Annotated in this window: 13 protein-coding genes and 2 pseudogenes; 5 read left to right on the top strand and 10 right to left on the bottom strand. The window is 43.3% G+C overall.

Annotated elements, in window-relative coordinates; all coding sequences use genetic code 11:
* Positions 1-144: 144 nt before the first annotated feature.
* The 3 genes from F8R90_RS28255 to ispD form a co-directional block, all read right to left on the bottom strand.
* On the bottom strand, positions 145-492 hold the full coding sequence (locus F8R90_RS28255; RefSeq protein ID WP_104908394.1) for a DUF760 domain-containing protein: 348 nt from the start codon (positions 490-492) through the stop codon (positions 145-147).
* 97 nt (positions 493-589) lie between these two features.
* A complete protein-coding gene (gene scpB, locus F8R90_RS28260; protein ID WP_196512801.1) occupies positions 590-1,114 on the bottom strand; it encodes an SMC-Scp complex subunit ScpB in 525 nt (174 codons plus the stop codon).
* Between the two features lie 145 nt (positions 1,115-1,259).
* Positions 1,260-1,943 carry a 2-C-methyl-D-erythritol 4-phosphate cytidylyltransferase gene (gene ispD / locus F8R90_RS28265; RefSeq protein WP_190899368.1) on the bottom strand — a complete coding sequence of 228 codons (684 nt, stop codon included), beginning with the start codon at positions 1,941-1,943 and terminating at the stop codon, positions 1,260-1,262.
* A gap of 69 nt (positions 1,944-2,012) precedes the next feature.
* Here ispD and F8R90_RS28270 point away from each other — a divergent pair, with 69 nt between their 5' ends.
* Entirely contained in the window at positions 2,013-2,972 is a 960-nt protein-coding gene (locus F8R90_RS28270) for a glycosyltransferase family 9 protein (RefSeq protein ID WP_196512800.1), read from the top strand.
* Positions 2,973-3,195: 223 nt separating this feature from the next.
* Here F8R90_RS28270 and F8R90_RS28275 read toward each other — a convergent pair whose 3' ends face one another.
* Positions 3,196-3,666 (bottom strand): CRR6 family NdhI maturation factor, encoded by a 471-nt coding sequence (locus tag F8R90_RS28275; RefSeq protein ID WP_196512812.1) that lies wholly within the window; start codon positions 3,664-3,666, stop codon positions 3,196-3,198.
* A 651-nt stretch (positions 3,667-4,317) separates the two neighbouring features.
* Here F8R90_RS28275 and F8R90_RS28280 point away from each other — a divergent pair.
* On the top strand, positions 4,318-4,764 hold the full coding sequence (locus F8R90_RS28280) for a Fur family transcriptional regulator (protein ID WP_190899382.1): 447 nt from the start codon (positions 4,318-4,320) through the stop codon (positions 4,762-4,764).
* A gap of 80 nt (positions 4,765-4,844) precedes the next feature.
* Here F8R90_RS28280 and F8R90_RS28285 read toward each other — a convergent pair whose 3' ends face one another.
* The gene (locus F8R90_RS28285; protein ID WP_196512799.1) at positions 4,845-7,916 is read right to left on the bottom strand and encodes a pentapeptide repeat-containing protein; all 3,072 of its coding nucleotides are present in this window, start codon (positions 7,914-7,916) and stop codon (positions 4,845-4,847) included.
* Between the two features lie 142 nt (positions 7,917-8,058).
* Between F8R90_RS28285 and F8R90_RS28290 the strand changes: the two genes are divergently transcribed.
* Both F8R90_RS28290 and F8R90_RS28295 read left to right on the top strand, forming a co-directional pair.
* Entirely contained in the window at positions 8,059-9,834 is a 1,776-nt protein-coding gene (locus F8R90_RS28290; protein ID WP_196512798.1) for a DUF3685 domain-containing protein, read from the top strand.
* Between the two features lie 74 nt (positions 9,835-9,908).
* Positions 9,909-10,619 (top strand): diacylglycerol/polyprenol kinase family protein, encoded by a 711-nt coding sequence (locus F8R90_RS28295; protein WP_196512797.1) that lies wholly within the window; start codon positions 9,909-9,911, stop codon positions 10,617-10,619.
* A 39-nt stretch (positions 10,620-10,658) separates the two neighbouring features.
* Here F8R90_RS28295 and F8R90_RS28300 read toward each other — a convergent pair whose 3' ends face one another.
* The 3 genes from F8R90_RS28300 to F8R90_RS28310 all read right to left on the bottom strand — a co-directional run bounded on the left by F8R90_RS28300 (position 10,659) and on the right by F8R90_RS28310 (position 13,666).
* Positions 10,659-12,113, bottom strand: coding sequence for a dihydrolipoyl dehydrogenase family protein (locus tag F8R90_RS28300; protein WP_196512796.1), 1,455 nt, complete (start codon positions 12,111-12,113; stop codon positions 10,659-10,661).
* Positions 12,114-12,215: 102 nt separating this feature from the next.
* Positions 12,216-13,355, bottom strand: a complete 1,140-nt coding sequence (gene cobD, locus F8R90_RS28305) for a threonine-phosphate decarboxylase CobD (protein WP_196512795.1) — start codon at positions 13,353-13,355, stop codon at positions 12,216-12,218.
* Between the two features lie 26 nt (positions 13,356-13,381).
* On the bottom strand, positions 13,382-13,666 hold the full coding sequence (locus F8R90_RS28310) for an HU family DNA-binding protein (RefSeq protein WP_010998076.1): 285 nt from the start codon (positions 13,664-13,666) through the stop codon (positions 13,382-13,384).
* Between the two features lie 910 nt (positions 13,667-14,576).
* Between F8R90_RS28310 and F8R90_RS28315 the strand changes: the two are divergent.
* Positions 14,577-14,696: pseudogene (locus F8R90_RS28315) on the top strand (Uma2 family endonuclease); the annotation flags it as partial.
* 60 nt (positions 14,697-14,756) lie between these two features.
* Here F8R90_RS28315 and F8R90_RS28320 read toward each other — a convergent pair.
* Both F8R90_RS28320 and F8R90_RS28325 read right to left on the bottom strand, forming a co-directional pair.
* Positions 14,757-15,331: pseudogene (locus F8R90_RS28320) on the bottom strand (Uma2 family endonuclease).
* A 220-nt stretch (positions 15,332-15,551) separates the two neighbouring features.
* The gene (locus F8R90_RS28325) at positions 15,552-17,894 is read right to left on the bottom strand and encodes an AMIN domain-containing protein (RefSeq protein WP_196512794.1); all 2,343 of its coding nucleotides are present in this window, start codon (positions 17,892-17,894) and stop codon (positions 15,552-15,554) included.
* Between the last annotated feature and the right edge of the window lie 124 nt (positions 17,895-18,018).

Here is an 18,018-nt window from a genome sequence, read left to right on the forward strand (position 1 = left end):
AATTACGAATTACGAATTACGAATTACGAATTACGAATTACGAATTACGAATTACGAATTACGAATTACGAATTACGAATTACGAATTACGAATTACGAATTATTTGGTCAATAGTCCCAGAATATTTGACTACTGACTATTGATTATTGACCATTAGACAAATGCTCTAACTGCATTCTTTGTTCCATCTGGCGCAGAAAATACCCCGTCATCATGGCCGAAGCTAGAAGCCCAGCTAAGTTCTCCCGATCTGTTGTGATTTGCACGTTGAAATTTTCTGCCGGGAGCATTCCCACTAGCCCTTGGACATTTTGCGAGATAATTTGTTTAATTTCGGGGCTGGCGGACTGAGCAATCCTAGCTAAAACATCAGGAGACTGATGTTGTAGATATTTGAGTAACTGATTAGGGTATTCCTCAGAGTGGTCGGAAAGAAGTTGATTAGGGTGTTCCTCAGAGTTGTCATTCAAAAAGTCAGGATTAAACACCATTGGCAGTTTTATTTAGCTTAATTGCTAACTCTACTTTAAACCATAGTACAAGGGTAGCGCATTCACCACGGGTATAAGCCGTGAAAAGGAGGGGACATTATTTTGGTTCTAGTTCTAGTTCTAGTTGTTCTTCCTTTTGGCTGGTAGCAAGTATTTGCGGGAGTTGTTCTATTTGGAAATACTGATGAAACTTCGGGGTTACTTGCAGTGAATAAGAGCGAGAATCGCTGTCTCGACGCTTTCGGATGAAACCAAGTTCGACGAGTTCAGGAACGTGTTGATATACTCCTGAACCGCGTAAGTTAATCAAGTCGCTCTGAAGTATGGGACTATTAAGGGCGATCGCGGCTAAAGTCCGCAATGCACCTACACCCAATTCTACTGGTATCATCGTTTGCACCAAATCATGAAAATCAGACCGGAGTTGCAAACTGTAACCATCTGGAGTTTCTACTACCTCTAGGGCGCTATCTCGGTGGGCATAGTTGTCCATTAGTTCAATTATGCCTTCTTTGACAGTGGCGCGATCGCACGCGGCATACTCGGCGATTTCGCCGAGCGACAAGGGTTTACCTTTTAAATAGAGAATTGCTTCTATCTTCGTCGCTGTGGCTGTAATCATTTAGTTACTAGTCATTGGTTATTAGTCATTGGTCATTAGTACATGACAACTAACAATCAACAAGTGTGTGGCATTATATCGTAAATTGTCAAAATATTGTTTGAAACTCTGAAATTGGAGATGGGGCATTGGGGAATCATTTTCCTCAAAAGCCTCTAGTTGTGAGAATAAATTCTGCGATCGCTAAATCTTGTGGAGTAGTGACTTTTAAATTTGTCTCCTCTCCCTCGACAATTCGGACTTCAATACCGCACTTTTCAAACAAAGCGGCATCGTCAGTTACTTCCCAACCTTGACGGACACCTTCAGCGTGGCACTGTTTCAACAACTTGACATCAAATCCTTGGGGAGTTTGTGCTGCCCACAATTTTCGTCTGTCGGGTGTTTCTTGAATTATGCCTTGTTCATCGACAACTTTGATAGTGTCTTTGACCGATACACCAGCAATTAAACCGGGACAGTGACGAATGGCTTGGGCACAAGAGTTAAATAAATCTGGTGTGGCTAGGCATCTAGCCCCATCATGAATCAAAACTTGTTCTGCGGCTACTGGCAGGGACTGCAAACCATTGTAAACAGATTCTTGGCGGGTGGAACCGCCTTGTATCAATTCCACTGGTTTAGTCAGCTTCAGATCGGCGATAATTGCGTTGAAGTCTGGCCAATCAGTAGGCTGAGAAATAATCCCAATCCAACTGATTGTATTAGCGGCTTCTGCGGCTAATAGAGTCCAAGCAATAATTGGTTGCGATCGCACTTTTAGAAGGAGTTTATTACGGTTACTCCCCATTCTTTTTCCGATTCCCGCAGCTGGAATTAGTAAATACACAGAATTCCTCAATCTTTAAGCTATATATTTTCCCCTAAAATAGGGAGCGAGTAAGCGTCAATAAATATTATGCGAGTAGTAGCCCTTGTACCTGGCGGAATTGGCGACCAAATTCTCTTCTTTCCGACTCTAGATGACCTGAAGCGCCATTACCCTAACGCTCAGATAGATGTCGTTGTTGAACCCCGGTCAAAGGCTGCCTACCGAGTGAGCAAGTCAGTTCACGAGGTACTGACCTTTGATTTTCAAGACCGTAATAGTCTGGCAGATTGGGGTAACTTGGTGGGGACAATTCGCGATCGCGAATACGATGTCGTCATTGCTGTTAAGCAAATTTGGTTGCTTGGTCTTTTACTTTGGTTGACGGGAATTCCCATACGTATTGGCTACAAAGGCAAAGGTTCGGTTTTTCTGACCCACGCTGTGCCATTCAAACCATCCCAGTATGCGGCGGCAGTATATCACGATTTGCTGCAACCATTGGAAATAAATAGTCCTGTCCCAGAGTTAGCGGTAAATGTGCCAAAACCAGATATTGAGTGGGCACAAAAGGAACAAAAACGCTTAGGGGTGAATGAAACAGGCTATATCTTGATTCATGGCGGTTTTGGCCAGTTATCCCAGGCTAAAGAACTGGATAAAATCTACCCTGTCGAAAGTTGGCATCAAATTATTCAAGGCTTCCAAGACAAGCAGCCGGATATGCCTGTGGTGGTCGTTAAGGGAACTGATGATGAGCAGTTTGTGCGATCGCTTCTGGGGTCTTCTCCAGATATCAAGGTGACTGCCCCTGATGATATTGGCAAGTTAACTGCTATGATTGCCGGGGCAAATTTGATGTTGTCTACTGATAGTGCGGCACTACAACTGAGTGTTGCAGTCCAAACCTATACCATCGCCTTATTTGGGCCCACTAATCCAGCTAAGTTGTTGCCGAAAAACGATAAATTCCTGGCCATTGCATCTCCCACGGGAAAGACGGCGGATGTTTCACCAAACGCCGTTTTGGAGAAAATTTGGGGTGGCTAAAGGGCAGTTTGTCCCGACTTCTGCGATAAGTCTATTGGATATCCAAATGTAGTTATGCGTTTGTTGAATGACCGCAAAACCTGGACGTGACAGCTAGATTTTGCGGTTATTCAGTATTAAAAACCAGATTTCTCTCTAGCAATGCTTTGTGCTTACTTGCGATCGCGCCTGGGCTAGGCAATAGGCATAAGGGTTTTAGCCTAGTTCCTTTTTCTTCACCGAGTTAAAATATCTCAAAAAAAGCATCATCTAATTCATAACCCAGCATTTGGGCCATAGACTTCAGCCGTGAGAGACTGGGGATATCTTGCTGTTTAAGCCAATCACCCAAAATAAAGATTTTGTGCATCAAAAATATTTCTAAGGCTTCAGGATTGTACTGAATGCCTTCTTGGGAACTGAACTGGTGTGGTACAAGCATGGCGGCATAACGAGCAAATTCTCCAGCTTTCCAATCTAGTAAAAATGGTAACCAAGGGTATTTGGCATCTAGGCGCACAAACCACAGTCGCACCTCTGGAATTTCTGAAAGTTCCCGTGGATCGCCAGGTTCGAGATCGTAATTGAGATCAAAGCGTAGCTGCTGTTCATGGGACGCGACCCCATCTTGCAGCAGTTGTTCAATTACGGTTGACGCAGGCGACAGATCCAGATTGTTAATGAAGTCATTATTGAGTGCGATCGCAATTGTCATTGATTCAGCAGCCACTTTCTTGATGCTCAACTGTAGGATCGAGAATATACAGTAGCAGCTTTCAGGGATTGACGCTACATTGATCTTTATAAATCAATTGGTATTTACTAATACTTTTTTGTGGAGAATTGGTCAAACTATACAAGATTTATACACAAATCTGACCTTCTCAAATTGATTTAATACTTTTGCTTAGTTTTCGCTGGTTATCACAAATATATATCTAATGGCTAGCATTGATATCAGCCTCTGGTGATGCCTGCGGTTCTTCCTAGCCTACACCACTCACTTACACCAAATTTTCCTCCACTTAAATGTTTCTTTACTAATTGCTAAAATACTCACATTTAACTAATAAATTACTACACGACTTACATAGAATCAGCCTACTTGGGAAAGGCAACGCCTGCCCCAAGGTGGACATTTACAGCAATTTTAAGTTAAAGTTGTAATGAGTTTGTTTTAGATTAAGGTCTGAGAAAGTAGCCGTCAACAAGCAAAAAAAATAATTATCGCCACCTGTCTTTTGCAGCATCAAAAGCCAAAACACAAGTACAGGTAGAACAGCGGTGTGCAATATTATTGCATATATTAAATAACCAATAAACATTTAAATGGGAAAATTCCCCCCAACAGTTAACAAGCTGTAATATGCAAAAACAAACAATTTCTCCAAAACCAATTCGTTCTCTAGAAGATGCGCTGGATCGGTGTCAAATCCTGGGTATGCGCGTCAGTCGTCAGCGTCGCTTTATTCTGGAATTACTTTGGCAAGCAAATGAACATCTTTCTGCTAGAGAGATTTACGATCGCTTGAACCAACTAGGTAAAGAGATCGGTCATACTTCTGTTTATCAAAATTTAGAAGCATTATCCAGTCAGGGCATCATTGAATGTATTGAACGCTGTGATGGGCGTTTGTACGGTAATATCAGTGACTCTCACAGTCATATAAACTGTGTGGATACAAATCAAATTCTTGATGTTCATGTGGAACTACCAGAAGATTTGATCCGCAAAATTGAAGAAGAAACAGGAGTGCGGATTACTGACTATAGTATTAACTTTGTTGGTTACCGCAACCCGCAAGAAAGCTGATGGTAGTTAGGAGTCATTCAATTTTAGATTTTTCCTTCAATCCAAAATCTAAAATTGACGGCTTCCCTAGCTAATAAAAACTAATAATAATTAGTCTCATCAATAGAGTTCTTGCCAAAAACTGTCTCATCATCGGCATCATCATCATATAAATCTACTGGTACAATTGTGCCTTCGCAGCTTTCAATTAGTCCGATCGCAGGGAGTTTGTTCCAATTATTATCTGGGTTTGTCGGAATTTGGACGGTATTTAAGAAGGGTTGCTGCGAGCGCAAATGTTTCAGTCTTTGAAACGATTCTTTGGAGAACAAGGCACCATTATCAGCGGCCAATTTTTTATCCGCCTCAGTAAGGATGGCATCAAATAAGCAGGCGTTGGTGAGATTCGCTGAATTAAGATTCGTCCCCATAAGATTAGCCTGTTGCAGGTTTGCGCCTGTCAGGTTTGCCTGTTGGAGATTTGCGCCTGCGAGGTTTGCCTGTTGAAGATTTGCACCGGCGAGGTTTGCTTGTTGAAGGTTGGCTCCAGCTAAATTTGCCCCCATTAACTCCGCATTGGATAAGTTTGTCTGCTCAAGATTTACCCCAGTTAACATCACTTGTAACAAAGAGGCTCCCGATAAATTTAGTCCAGCCAGAGAGTTGATTCGGGTTGCGAAGGCACTTTTATGCAAAAGGGTTGTTCTAGCAATCAGCGCACTTAAGGCCTCTGGATTGAATTCTGCCAAATTAGCTGGATTCCCACAAGGCCAAAAAGGGATTTTTGTTTCTCGGTAGCAAGCACAAAGCAATAAAAACACATTCAGTCCCACCGCAGCATTCACTTGCTCAACATTCACCGGGTTTTGCAGTGCGTGGAAATGAGTCAAAGCTTTGTGAGCTATCCCTTCATCCACCCAATAGCCTTGACAGTAAGCACGCCAGAAAGACAAAAGCCGTTGGAACAAAACTTCAAAAGGAAACTTGTGCTTTTGCTCCCGGCGCAAAATTGCGATCGCCAGTTCCTCAATTTCCTGGCTAAGTATCCCGTAACCCAGTAAATTGTAGATACGCTGGGCAAAGCTACTGGGATCAAGCACAAAGGTGAGCGTGCCATAAACCTCATCTTGGCACTGAGTCAGCAATTTCAACTCAGCAGCCACAGCCTCAGCACAAAGATATTCTCCTAACTTGACATGCGAAAACTCAATTAAACTCCTCTGCGCGGCAGTCGCTACAACGGGGGAAATTCCTGCAACGCACAGCCAAGCAGTACGTGAGGTATCCGAACCCTGAATTTTAAAATAAAAAGCTGGTAAATTATTTGTATTTACTTCCTCAGGCAAATTAATTTGATGACGTTGGGAGTGTAAGATTTTCAGAGCGATCGCTTGCATCTGCTCAATTAAATCTTGGGGATGATCACCAGCGAGTAAATTAGCGATCGCTTCTGGAGTTCGGTGGATATGAGCCGATCCTGAACGCAGGAGCATCGTTTTGATCCCACCAATTAGCGGATAACCCAACAACCATCGACTCAGGCGATGATAAATTTCCCATAACAGAGAAGGCTTTGGGGTATTAGCAGCTAATTGTAATACTTCATCATCTAGCAGTCCGTCGCGGTGCAAAATGCCCAACAAATGCAGCATTAGGGGTTGACGAACAAGAGGAGATAATTCTCTTAACTTTGATTGGCTGGCAAATAACCCTGTCTGTTTTAAGAATGTAAAGAAATTTTGAGCGATCGCCAATGATTGCACTTTTGCCCATTGCTGAAACCATTGTTTGAGTTCCTCCACATCCAACGGCTGAATGATAATTCGCTTCAATGGCAGGGGTATCTCTGGGGCGATTTTCTCTAGTGTTGTTGATCGACTCGTTAACAAAATTTTGTGTCGGTACTGAGAATGAAAGTTCAGTAATTGCTGAATAAAAATTGCTTGTGCCCTTATACCCTGACTAGAAGGGGGTAGTTCATCCAAACCATCCAGCAGCAACAGACAAGGAAGATTTTCTTGCTCTAACCAAGTTGAAAGATTAATAGGAAAGGCAGAATTTAGCGTTTCGATGAAAGTTTTGCCATATTTTACATCTTGTAATTTAATTACTATAGGCATCCAAGTAGGGTAAGATTCTTGTGCTACCTGTGCTGCCCAAAGTTGGCAAAAACTCGTTTTTCCATAACCAGGTTCCGACTCAATAACAGCGATCGTTTCTAAATCAGCTAGCTGTTGCTGGGCCCATGTTTTTAAATCAACTGGTTTAACAATTTTATTATCCTGCTCAGAAATAATTGCCTCTATTGGTAAGCCTTTTTGTGGTACATAGATATCCTTAAGGGCAAAGGATTCCATGAGCAAAGGCATACTGAGGTTTTTAATCAAACTTGCACGGTAATGTTCTCGCTGCAAATCAATTTTCTCACTGACTGTAGAACCAACTTCTGGGGCGATCAAATTGGGAGATAATGAAATCCCCAAACGGAAAAATTTTTGCAGTTGGGCTAGAGGTGCGGCATTTTCGGTAACGACTACCAGTAAGTGCCCAGGAAGTGAGTTGATTAAACGCTGTGTTAGAAGTTTAGCTTCAGGTTCCTCTGCGCCATTGGCAACTAACCAAGCTATGGCAGCGTTGTTTATTTGTTGCACCAGTAATGAATCTGCAACCAAAGATAGTGCTTGTTCAGCTTGGGTGTCAGTCAATTTACCTGGGCTGAGAGTTTTCAGCAATCCTTGCAGTTGCGGGTCTTGGAGGATAAGTTTACCTACATCCTGTTTAAGTATTTGTGCTTGGATAGGTATACTTGCCCGGTCTAGCCACGGTCTTTGTAAGCTTGCTTCCTGCTCTAGAATTGCTTGCAAAGCCTGGAGATAGGCAATTTGAAACGCTAGCCATGTGCCTTCGTTACGTTTTAATGGTTTTTTTTGGCTGAGGCTACGCAACAAGTTTTCTGTCAACTGGGAAATAGCACTGATTTCTTGCCAAACAAGACCTAAGGGTAGTTCTAAGACCTCTACTAAGGTACAGATGTCAAAAGGCATGAGGCTTTTGACTTCCATATCCTGAACAATCCGATAGGCAATACCTGCCAATTGCCCCGCTGAAAATCCTTTGATTTGATTGATTGCGATATAGCGTTCTGCCAACCAGTGCCGAATACTCAAGTTCATTTAATTACACAGTGACGGCTGCCTATGGCAATTATGATCGATTTATCCGTTTGCGAAAACAGGTAACAATGGGGAAGACAAAGTTTTGTATCAAAGCTGTTTTCTAATTGCTAAAAATATTGCTTGTGTAATTGAGTAGACTATGAGCGATCGCCTTCTAAAATTATTGTTAATCGACCAAGACCCGATTTTTCGTCTGGGATTACGGGTAGCTCTAGAAGCAATTCCTAACCTGGAAGTAATAGCAGTGGTAGAAAGTGATACCGCTGCCTTGCAGATTTTAGCAGAAATTGCCCAAGAAGACCCTAATCAGGTAAATCTGGTGGTTTTGGAACTAGGTAATGGTTGCTCCACTACCAGTCAGCAGTTAGGTTTACAATTCTGTCGGCAACTCAAAGCCTTATATCCCAACCTGCCAATTTTGCTTCTCAGTTCTGTCCAAGAACAAGGACTACTATTGGCTGCAAAATCTATTGGTGTAAATGGCTACTGCCCCAAAGGCACACCACTTGCTGAGTTAGTCGCCGCCATGCAAGAAGTTGCCGATGGTAGTTCCTATTGGTTTCGGGAGACGGAAGCAATCACAACTCCTTACTCCTCACTCCCTAGTACAGACGCGATTAATCGCATCTCTCCCCACTCCCCACTCCCTTTTTCTAGACTGCGAAATAATTTACGTTTGTCAGGAATTGCTCACATTGAAGCTACCCTCGCCGCAGTAACAGCACAATTACAAGTTCCGGGACTACCAGTATTAGATCGAGCAATTCTAGCTGGACAGCGGCGAGAACTGCTAGCGGCTCGTTGGTTGCTAAATCGGTTGTTGGTTTCACCACAAGAACGGCAAGAGGAACATATTCCGGTTGCTGATAAGCCGCCTCTGCCTCCTTCGTTGAGTAGTGCCATTCAACAAAGGCAAACTGTGTCACCTTTGCTTAGTCCAGGAGCGCTACAATCTGCCTTGTTTGCGTCTTGCATTACCAAACTTCAATTTCCTTTACAAAATGTCACAGATGTCCCTTTAGAAATTGACATCTTTCGTGAAGAGAGAAAACGGGAATTACTTTATCTGATCCTGCAAAAATTGGCTCAACAGTTGGATGAACTGCGTGCTTCTCAAATCGAGATGAATCAATTATATGAGGTAAAAAGTACCTTGTTACGCGATTTATGGCAAGCAGCAATTACAGATTTTTTTGGGAAATTTTCTCGAATTCAAATAGGGAAACAAAATATAGAAATTGTTAATTTATTACTACAAAACACAGAAATTGTGCAGGCAGATATTCTCAATAAAATCCCGCTAGTTTTTGAGTTGTATTCTTATCTACTATTTCAAACAGAATTGTATATTGATAATGGTTCTTATCCAGCAGTGAGCAATGAAGCCAAGTCCCAAGCATTAATGATTTTAGAGAACTTGTTGATTCAGGTAGCGAATGGCGTAGTGCAGCCACTACTCAACTCTTTAGCAGATGTGGAAGCGATTAAGCAAAAGTTATATAGTCGCCAATTTATTTCTACAAGAGAAATTGAACGGTTTAGAAACGATTTATCATGGAAATATCGGTTAAAAAATTATATAAATGAGCCAAAAGCAGTTTTTGAAAGTCGCTATGATCTATTTGTAATTGCGCCTCGTGGTATTGCCAATACTTCAGTTTATGCACCTCGAAATCAGGAGTTAGGCAAACTTTCTAATATTCCTTTAGTAGTGACATTATTTTTAGAATTTAGTGATGCGATCGCACCGCGTTTAAAATCAATATTAGCTTTTGTAGGTAGCGGTATAGTCTTCATTCTCACCCAAATAATTGGTCGAGGTTTAGGTTTAATCGGTCGTGGTATTCTTCAAGGTATTGGTAGTGTTTCGTTAATAGAAAAGAACTTTAGACGAAATAGCGATCGGACTAAATGAATAAGCAAGGGAGTAGAAGGCACAAGGGAAGAATGACTAATAACCAATGACCAATGACCAATGACTAATAACTAATGACCAACAATGATTTTATCGGGCTAGCAATTTCTTATGTTTACGCTATCGGTCTGCTTGTCATTGGCGAGGGACTGCGTAAGCTGTTGGGTGTAAAGCCAGATTTGACCCGCAAAGTAATCCATATTGGTGCAGGGATGTGGGTTTTCGGCATCCTGCTACTGTTTAAACACTGGGAAATCGGAATTATACCATTTGCTACCTTTATCGGACTCAACTACCTGTTTTACCGCTACCGAATCATCGGCGCAATGGATACCCAGGATAGCTCACCCGGCACAGTTTATTTCGCTATCTCGGTAACGCTGCTGTTCGGGCTACTGTGGCGACCAGACGGGCCAGTAGATAGTGTCCCAATCGCCGTAGCTGGGGTAATGGCAATGACTTGGGGGGATGCACTAGCAGCATTAATTGGTAGACGCTTTGGACAGCATAAATACCAAGTGGGAAATTCTGTGCGATCCTGGGAAGGTTCGGCAGCAATGTTTGTAACGAGTACAGTGGTGATTTTCTTAGTGCTGTTGCTGCTACCTGGTTCGTCGCTGAGTCCCCTAGCAATGCCTTTAGGTTTAGGATGGGCCTTGTTGACGGCGGTGATAACTGCCACTTTTGCAACCCTAGCAGAGGCAGTCTCGCCCCACGGCACAGATAACCTCAGCGTGCCTCTAGTAGCTGCGGGAGTAGTTTGGATTGTCATGCAGGGTTTTTAAGGCACTCCCAATAACCTCTCCTAACTCCTAACTCCTAACTTACAAATTCCAATTGCGGCGGAAATGGAAGAAGCCTTCTAAAAACTCTTGCAAAGCAATGTTGCTATTTAACTTTTGCTTACTCCACTCTCTTGCTGTCTGTTCCAGAATTTCTGAAAAACTCGGATAGACAGGAGATAAATTTGCTAAATCTTTGACTTTAATTTTTTGGGACATTGCCAAGGCAATCAAATTAATTAATTCTCCAGCTTCTGCCCCCAATATCGAAGCTCCCAAAATTTCGCCGTTACGTAGCACAATTAATTTACACATACCAGTGGTTTCATCCCGAATTTGGGCTGCTGCCACTGTTTTAAAATACTGTCGAAAAACTAAAACTTCATCTCGACTAAATAGGCGTTTTGCCTGCACCTCTGTCAAACCTACTTGCGCCAGCATTGGCACAGAAAACATTGCCCAAGGAATAGAGCGATAATCTACTCGTAACCTGGGGAAAAAGAGTGCATTGTTCAGGGCAATTTTTGCTTCATAATTAGCGATATTGGCAAAGTCGTAACCACCAATTACATCACCACAAGCGTAAATGCGCTGGTTAGTGGTTTGCAGTTTATCATTCACCACTAAGCTACGCCGATGCCATTTCACACCTACTGTTGCCAAATTTAGAGATTCAATATTCGGCTGTTGTCCAGTCACTACTAAAATTTCATCAGTTTCAATAGCTTTATCTCCTGCTTGAACCCACTTTTTATCCTCAATTAGCCTCACCTGAGTTACTGGTCTTTCGGTGAGGACGCGCACACCTTCGACTTCCAACTGTGCCTGAAGAAATATGGCTATCTCAGGGTCAATATTGGGTAGAAGATAAGGGTGCTTGACTACCAGCGTCACACTGCAACCAAACCGGGCTAAAGTTTGAGCAATTTCAATGCTTTGGGGAATTCCGCCGATAATTACCCAATTTTTGGCTAATGTCCCTCGCTGTAAAGATTGCCAAATATTAGATAGGGTTAGGTAGCCAGTGCTTTGCAATCCCTCAATCTCTGGAATTTCTGGACATGAACCACTGGCTAGCAAATAGGTACGAGCGCGTAGTAGGCGATTATTAACGGCAAAAGTTAGTTGGGATGAAGATTGAAATTGACCACTGCCAACGATGATATCTACCCCCAGCGCGGCTAGGATGGTTGGGGAATGCTGTTCTTTGAGATTTGAGGCTACGCATTGAGAATACAGCATAGCTTCTTGCCATGCCATAGATATGTGGCATTCTTCTGAAGTACCAGTGTGTGTGGCATGAATACCAAAACTAGCAGCATCATTCAACTTCTGCGCCAATTTACCGATTTCGGTAAGAGCATGGTGATGAGTAAACCCGTAGTCTACTTTGGGTTCCACCAGGGCAACTGTGGCACGTAGTTGGGTTGCAGCAAGGGCAGCGTAGTATCCAGCAAGACTGCCGCCAATAATTACAACATCGTAGTCAACGGTCACTTGAATTAAGAGTTAGGAATTAAGAGTTAGGAATTAGAAATTAGGAATTAGGAATTAAAACCCTTCTTAAATTTATAACTCCTAACTTATAACTTATAACTCCTAACTCTCTTTTAACGCTGTTAGTAAGCGTTGGTTATCGGAGTTGGAACGTATAGCAACCCGGAAAAAGCGATCGCCTAGTTCTTTAAAACTAAGGCAATCGCGGATTAAAATCTGGTGATGCTTGAGTAATTGTTGCTGTAACTGCGAAGTAGACTCTTGGGACTTAACCAGTAAAAAGTTAGCAGCACTTACTTGGGGTTGCAATCCTGATATTTCAGCCAAACCCTGAAAGAGTTGGTTTCGTGCAGGTGGTAGCCATGCCCAGGTTTGCTGCTGAAACTCCGTATCCTGGAGTGCCGCAATTGCCGCCGCCGCCGCTAGCGTGTTTACGGGCCAGGGGTCACGCCATAGCTGCCATTTAGCTAGGCAGTCGGGGTGTGCGATCGCATATCCTAATCGCAGCCCAGGAAGACTGTAAAATTTGGTTAGCGATCGCAATACTACTAAATTCGCATATTCCTGTACCACCGGAATCAGGCTTTGTTCCTCATTGGGTGGCACAAAATCCATAAATGCTTCATCTACCACAACCAAAGCAAATTGCTCCAGATAGGGCAAAATAGAGTCCCGTGAAAAAATTTTTCCGGTTGGGTTGTGGGGATTATTCAGCAATAATCCTTTGTCGTTTGTCCTGTCTCCTGTGTCAAGAAATAATGACCAATGACCAGTGACCCTTCGGGTTCGCAGTTGCTCATGGGGGAAACCCCCATCGCCCTTGGCGTCTCCCCTTGGGAGAAGACCGCACTGGCTCACTAATGACAAAGGACACTCCAGCACATTAGCGTTGTACGCCCTCAGGGTTCGGTAGTAGTCGCCAAAGGCTGGAGTTATTAAAATTGTCGCGGCTAATTCAGCTAATTCCCTGCCTATGAGAGTGAGTAATTCTGCGGAGCCGTTACCCGGCAGAATCCACTCAGGAGGCAATTGATGGAAGTGACTGAGAGCTAGTCTCAGTTCACTATAGTTTGGGTCTGGATAGTGCTTAAGATTACCAATTTGGGACTGGATAGCAGCGATCGCGCTGTTTGGAGGCCCCAACGGGCTGATGCTAGCAGAAAAATCCAGAATAGCATCAGGGGGACAGCCAGCCAGTGCTGCTGCCCAGGCTAAATTTCCCCCGTGTGCAGGTTGCCGCATTAAAAAATGGTTCCCGAAGACAGAACCTATGCTTTTGGGGGTGCTACCTTTTCTCTAAACAGTTTTCCTGCCGAGAAGGCAGGAACCCTCGTCGCTGGAATTTCCATCTTTTCATTTGTTTTCGGGTTGCGACCTTCGCGGGCTTTACGTTCCCGTGATTCAAATGAGCCAAATCCTACCAACGTTACCTTATCACCAGAGGAAACCGCTTCAATAATCGTTTCCAAAGCGGCAGTTAAGACTGCATCCGCTTGTTTCTTGGTAACACTAGCTTTTTCAGCTACGGCATCAACTAATTCACCTTTGTTCATGTCAAACTCCTGAAGGTTTACTTGAGATTTTTTACGGATGCACCCTGATGCATCTGTACTGAAATCTCTGTTCGCAGAAATACAAAAATCATCCTTTGGGAGTATTTTTACTCAAAACGGCTGTACATCCCATCGGCTCGACTTTTCAATGAATCATTCTAAGGTGTTGTAGCCTGATGTGGATAGATGAAACCATTAATTTATATAGATTTCAGGATTTTTTGTAATTTTAGGGTAGTTGTTTCACTAAAAACTACCCCAAAAGTAGGAAAAAATACCTAGTAAATACCCCTATTGCCAATAAAACAGAGGAGTGGAGAGGTGGAAGATGGTCAGCGTTTGTTGGGATTAATTACCGTTGTTGAAGAGTTATTGCTGAGATTAACCAATTTTTATGGAAATCGAAGGCTCAGGTTACCGATTTCTCTAAAAAATCGGGGATTTTGATCACTTTTCACGTGATGTGGAAAAGCCAACGCGAAATTTAATTCCCTAGCAAGCTTCTCTAGCAGGAAAAAAGAAAAAATTAAAACCTCTCCCCTAGAAGGCTATCCATTAGCTACATCTTTCTTAACATTTATGATGGCGATCGCTATCATAAATTCTTTTCTGCGTTCGCGCAGCGTGTTGCAAGACGCTACGCGTAGCTTACTTCTTCATAGGGGTATGACCGAAGAGGCGGAGGGGCAGGGGGCAGGGGGAGCAATAGAAAGCCCCGAAGCCGTGAAGCGGAGCGGAACATGGGTATCAAGCCCCGTCTTTCTAAGACGTTCTTGATTGGTCGGAGTACAAGCTCCGTCCAATCCTCCCCCCTGCTCCCTGCTCCCCTGCCTCTTTTGACCTTTGAAGATTTTGCAGCGTGGCGACCCGAAGGCGGAAGGTACGATTATATGATGGTGTGATTGTTGAAATCGATGGTGAATACCAAGTTACTCAATTTATAGGCAGTAATCGCATCGTTTCGCCTACTTTCCCGGAATTGAATTTAACCGCCGAACAGATTTTTCAAGCTGGATGTCTACCAACGTAGCCACAACCCCAGTTGATGTTTTATCAGTATGTGATAACTAAAGTCCACACACAGAATCGGTTACCAAATTCTTTGTATATTGAGTACAAAACCAGGTAAAACATTTTCCCCGGAAATAGTTTGAGGAAATTCTAAAACTTCCACATCTTGTCCTGGACGATAAATTTCTACTTCCTGTTTTTTCGGTTGATCAACCAACCTAGACGACAAGCATTTTCGATATACTCTTGCATCTTGTTCTGAGTTTTTTTTAAGCTGTCGTTAGGCGAAAGTATCTCGATAACAAAATCAGGACATAAAGGAATAAATTTTTCTTTTTGTTCTTTAGTCAAAGCATCCCAACAAGATTTTTCCACCCAAGAAACATCTGGAGAACGGTCAGCCCCTGAAGGTAAAGTAAATCCAGTTGATGAATCAAAAACTTCGCCCAATTGATTTTGGTCGTTCCAGAACCATATTTGAGCGTTAATAGTAGAATTACTTTTTCCTGTTTCTCCTCCCGTAGGTGGCATTATAATCAACTCTCCTTGGGCATTGCGTTCTAATTTTAAATCGGGGTTTTCTTCACACAATTGATAAAATTGATCTCTTGTCAGTTTAATTACAGAATTGAGGTTTAATGTAAGTGCTGTCATAAAAGTATTTCCCGTTTTTGTCAGCTGACTGAGCTACAAACCTATATCTATTTTGTTCTACAGCACAATGAAATACTAACTTCCAGTATTCCGCTGCAACGCCTCAGCCGCTTATCTGCTCTGCACGGAGAATTCAGTGAACAAAAAGATCCCCGACTTCTTAAAGAAGTCGGGGATCTGAGCCTTTGCCAGAAGTGACTCACCTTGTCCATTATCCTTATTACCTGCCAGGAACCTTCAACCCTCGACGCTCAAGGATTTGCCGCACTTCTGGGCTGGGGGCGTAGTTATAGCCATAGGAGGAGTTCTCTGTGTCATCCATAATCTGAGGTGTGAGTAATACAATTACCTCATTACGCTGGTTCTGTCTGTTTGTACTTCTAAATAGCGAACCAATTAGTGGAAGATCACCCAAGATGGGAATTTTAGAGACAGTTGTCCGGTCTGCGTCTTGAATGATGCCTGAAAGAATTAGTGTTTGACCATCTCTCAAGCGAATCGAGCCAGAATTAAGAGAGCGCTCCGATACCAAGAATATTTGTTGGGTACCGCCTCCTCCAACGTTGATAGTAGCTGGAGCTTGGGGTGCTTTGACGACAGGAGCTACCGATAGAGAGACAAAACCGTTATCATCAATCCGCTCAACTTTGACAGCTAGGGTTAAACCTACTCGGTCTTTTTCAGCTGAAATAGTTTCTGTAGCAAGATTCGCATCGCGAACTATTTCCCTTTTAATATTGCCTACCACTTCCTGAGTCAGATTCACATTAGCGGTTTGACCTTCTTGGACAATTAAGGTCGGGTCTGTCAAAATCTTGGCGTTGCCATTTTGTACTTGAGCCTGCAAGCTAGCGAGAAGACGTTTAGGGAACTGGAATAAAGTTGGGAGAGCAAATGTATATTGATCAGGAGTTCCAGCGGTTGTGGCTGTTGCCGGAGTTCCTGGAGTAAACTCTGTAATACCTGGTTGTAGTGGATTACCTACATCAGCAGTAGCTGATGGTATATTGCCCTGAGAGTTAAAAAACCCATCACCCAAAAATGTTCCACCTGTAACGGGATTCTGGATAACTGGCGTACTAGTCACGCTGCTCGACGTTTCAGCTCTAGTAGCTGGTCTCGAACCGCCAAAATTTAGAGATGCTGCACCGCCATCATTTGTAAAGTAGTTATTACCAACCCCAAAGGAAAAGCTAGTGTTGTAGTCCTGGGTGTTCAAGAGGTTAACATCGATAATCTTGACATTGACTACTACTTGACGACGGCGGATATCAAGCTGAGTTAGTTGAGCCATGGCCATCTCAACTAGCCGCGGAGGGCCAATCAAAGTCAGGGAATTGGTGCGCTCATCTCCTAATGCCTGTAAACCTCTAAGTAATGGGTTAGAGTCTGTAAAATTAACGCGTTGAGTTTCAACTTTGGTTTCTGTAGTTGTCTGAGTTTGGGTGATAGGAGCAACTCCAGTACCCACGGGTACGGCATTAACACTGGTAACTTGTCGTTCGCGGCTGACGGCACTTTCTGCTCCCAAGCCGACCAAAAAGTTCAAGGCGACTCCCACTGTCACCTGATTGAGTCGCAGGCTACGCATAACCATGTCACGGGTGGAATTAGGTAGTTTAGGCCCAACAAAAACCGTGCGATTACTGCGATTCGCTTCTAAACCACTCAAGCGTAAGACGTAGTTAAACACATCTTGCACTGGCTCATTTTCTATATCTAACGAGATTGTTTGAGAAACTGCTGGTGCATTAGCAGCACCACCTTGCTGACCTCCAGCAGCTTGCTCGCCTCCGATATAAGCCAGGTTCAAACTAGCAGCACGGGCAAGTAGTGACAAAACCTCACGCACCGGTGCATCTCGCAATACTAAACGGGGTACACGTTCCTGAGTTCCTAAGTCAATGGTGCTAGGAGAAGCATCAGTATTAGAGATGGCAATATCTCCCACTGGTGGCGCGACAGCTCTAGGTAAGAAAGGTGGAGCCTGACTCACCGGTTGACCTGGCCCAGCTGCTTGTGCAGGTTGTCCGTCAATGGTGACTTCCGGGTTAGGAACAAGAACATCTGGCTTCTGACCCGGTTGGGCTGGAGTAGTAACAGGCGGTGCTGTGGATGTTGGCGCTGCTGGTGTTGGTGCTGATGCTGTAGTGCCTGTGGATGGGCTAAAGCTGAGTGTAATTCCATTTTGCGATCGCACCACGGGTTGACTCTCAGGTGTATTATTACTACCAGTTACGGTCACCCGAATACTATTGGCATCAAGCTGATTAATCTCAACGGAGGCAATTCCTGGTGCTGGGCTATCTTGACGAAAACTATTGCCTTGTGGTAATCGTAATTGAGTATTGATAATATCTGCGACTAAAGTCTTGCCTCTTTTTGTAGTGAAAACTTGGGGGCGCGACCCTGAAGAAGTTTTCAAAGCAACGCTAATTCCACCATTAACTGGATTTAACTGTACGTTAGTAACTTGACTAATTTGTGCCCAAACTGGTTGAGCTGCCAAAAATACAAAAGCGGCAGTACCCAATATAAAACTATTACCGTGAAGCTGTTTCACAGTTCATTCCTCACCTTATAAAACCTTGTTTACAAACAATTTTGAGTAGGCGAATAAAATTCGCCCTGGCTCTAAGTTTACTTAACGCTAAATCGGCGCTTAGAAACCGCCCTGGCTCTAAGTT

It is taken from the genome of Nostoc sp. NZL, from assembly GCF_015714705.1.
Lineage (GTDB): Bacteria > Cyanobacteriota > Cyanobacteriia > Cyanobacteriales > Nostocaceae > Nostoc > Nostoc foliaceum_A.

Coding starts and splice junctions, on each gene's coding strand:
- F8R90_RS28255 (WP_104908394.1), bottom strand. CDS start 492: ATGGTGTTTAATCCTGACTTTTTGAATGACAACTCTGAGGAACACCCT.
- scpB (WP_196512801.1), bottom strand. CDS start 1,114: ATGATTACAGCCACAGCGACGAAGATAGAAGCAATTCTCTATTTAAAA.
- F8R90_RS28270 (WP_196512800.1), top strand. CDS start 2,013: ATGCGAGTAGTAGCCCTTGTACCTGGCGGAATTGGCGACCAAATTCTC.
- F8R90_RS28275 (WP_196512812.1), bottom strand. CDS start 3,666: ATGACAATTGCGATCGCACTCAATAATGACTTCATTAACAATCTGGAT.
- F8R90_RS28280 (WP_190899382.1), top strand. CDS start 4,318: ATGCAAAAACAAACAATTTCTCCAAAACCAATTCGTTCTCTAGAAGAT.
- F8R90_RS28285 (WP_196512799.1), bottom strand. CDS start 7,916: ATGAACTTGAGTATTCGGCACTGGTTGGCAGAACGCTATATCGCAATC.
- F8R90_RS28290 (WP_196512798.1), top strand. CDS start 8,059: ATGAGCGATCGCCTTCTAAAATTATTGTTAATCGACCAAGACCCGATT.
- F8R90_RS28295 (WP_196512797.1), top strand. CDS start 9,909: ATGACCAACAATGATTTTATCGGGCTAGCAATTTCTTATGTTTACGCT.
- cobD (WP_196512795.1), bottom strand. CDS start 13,355: ATGCGGCAACCTGCACACGGGGGAAATTTAGCCTGGGCAGCAGCACTG.
- F8R90_RS28310 (WP_010998076.1), bottom strand. CDS start 13,666: ATGAACAAAGGTGAATTAGTTGATGCCGTAGCTGAAAAAGCTAGTGTT.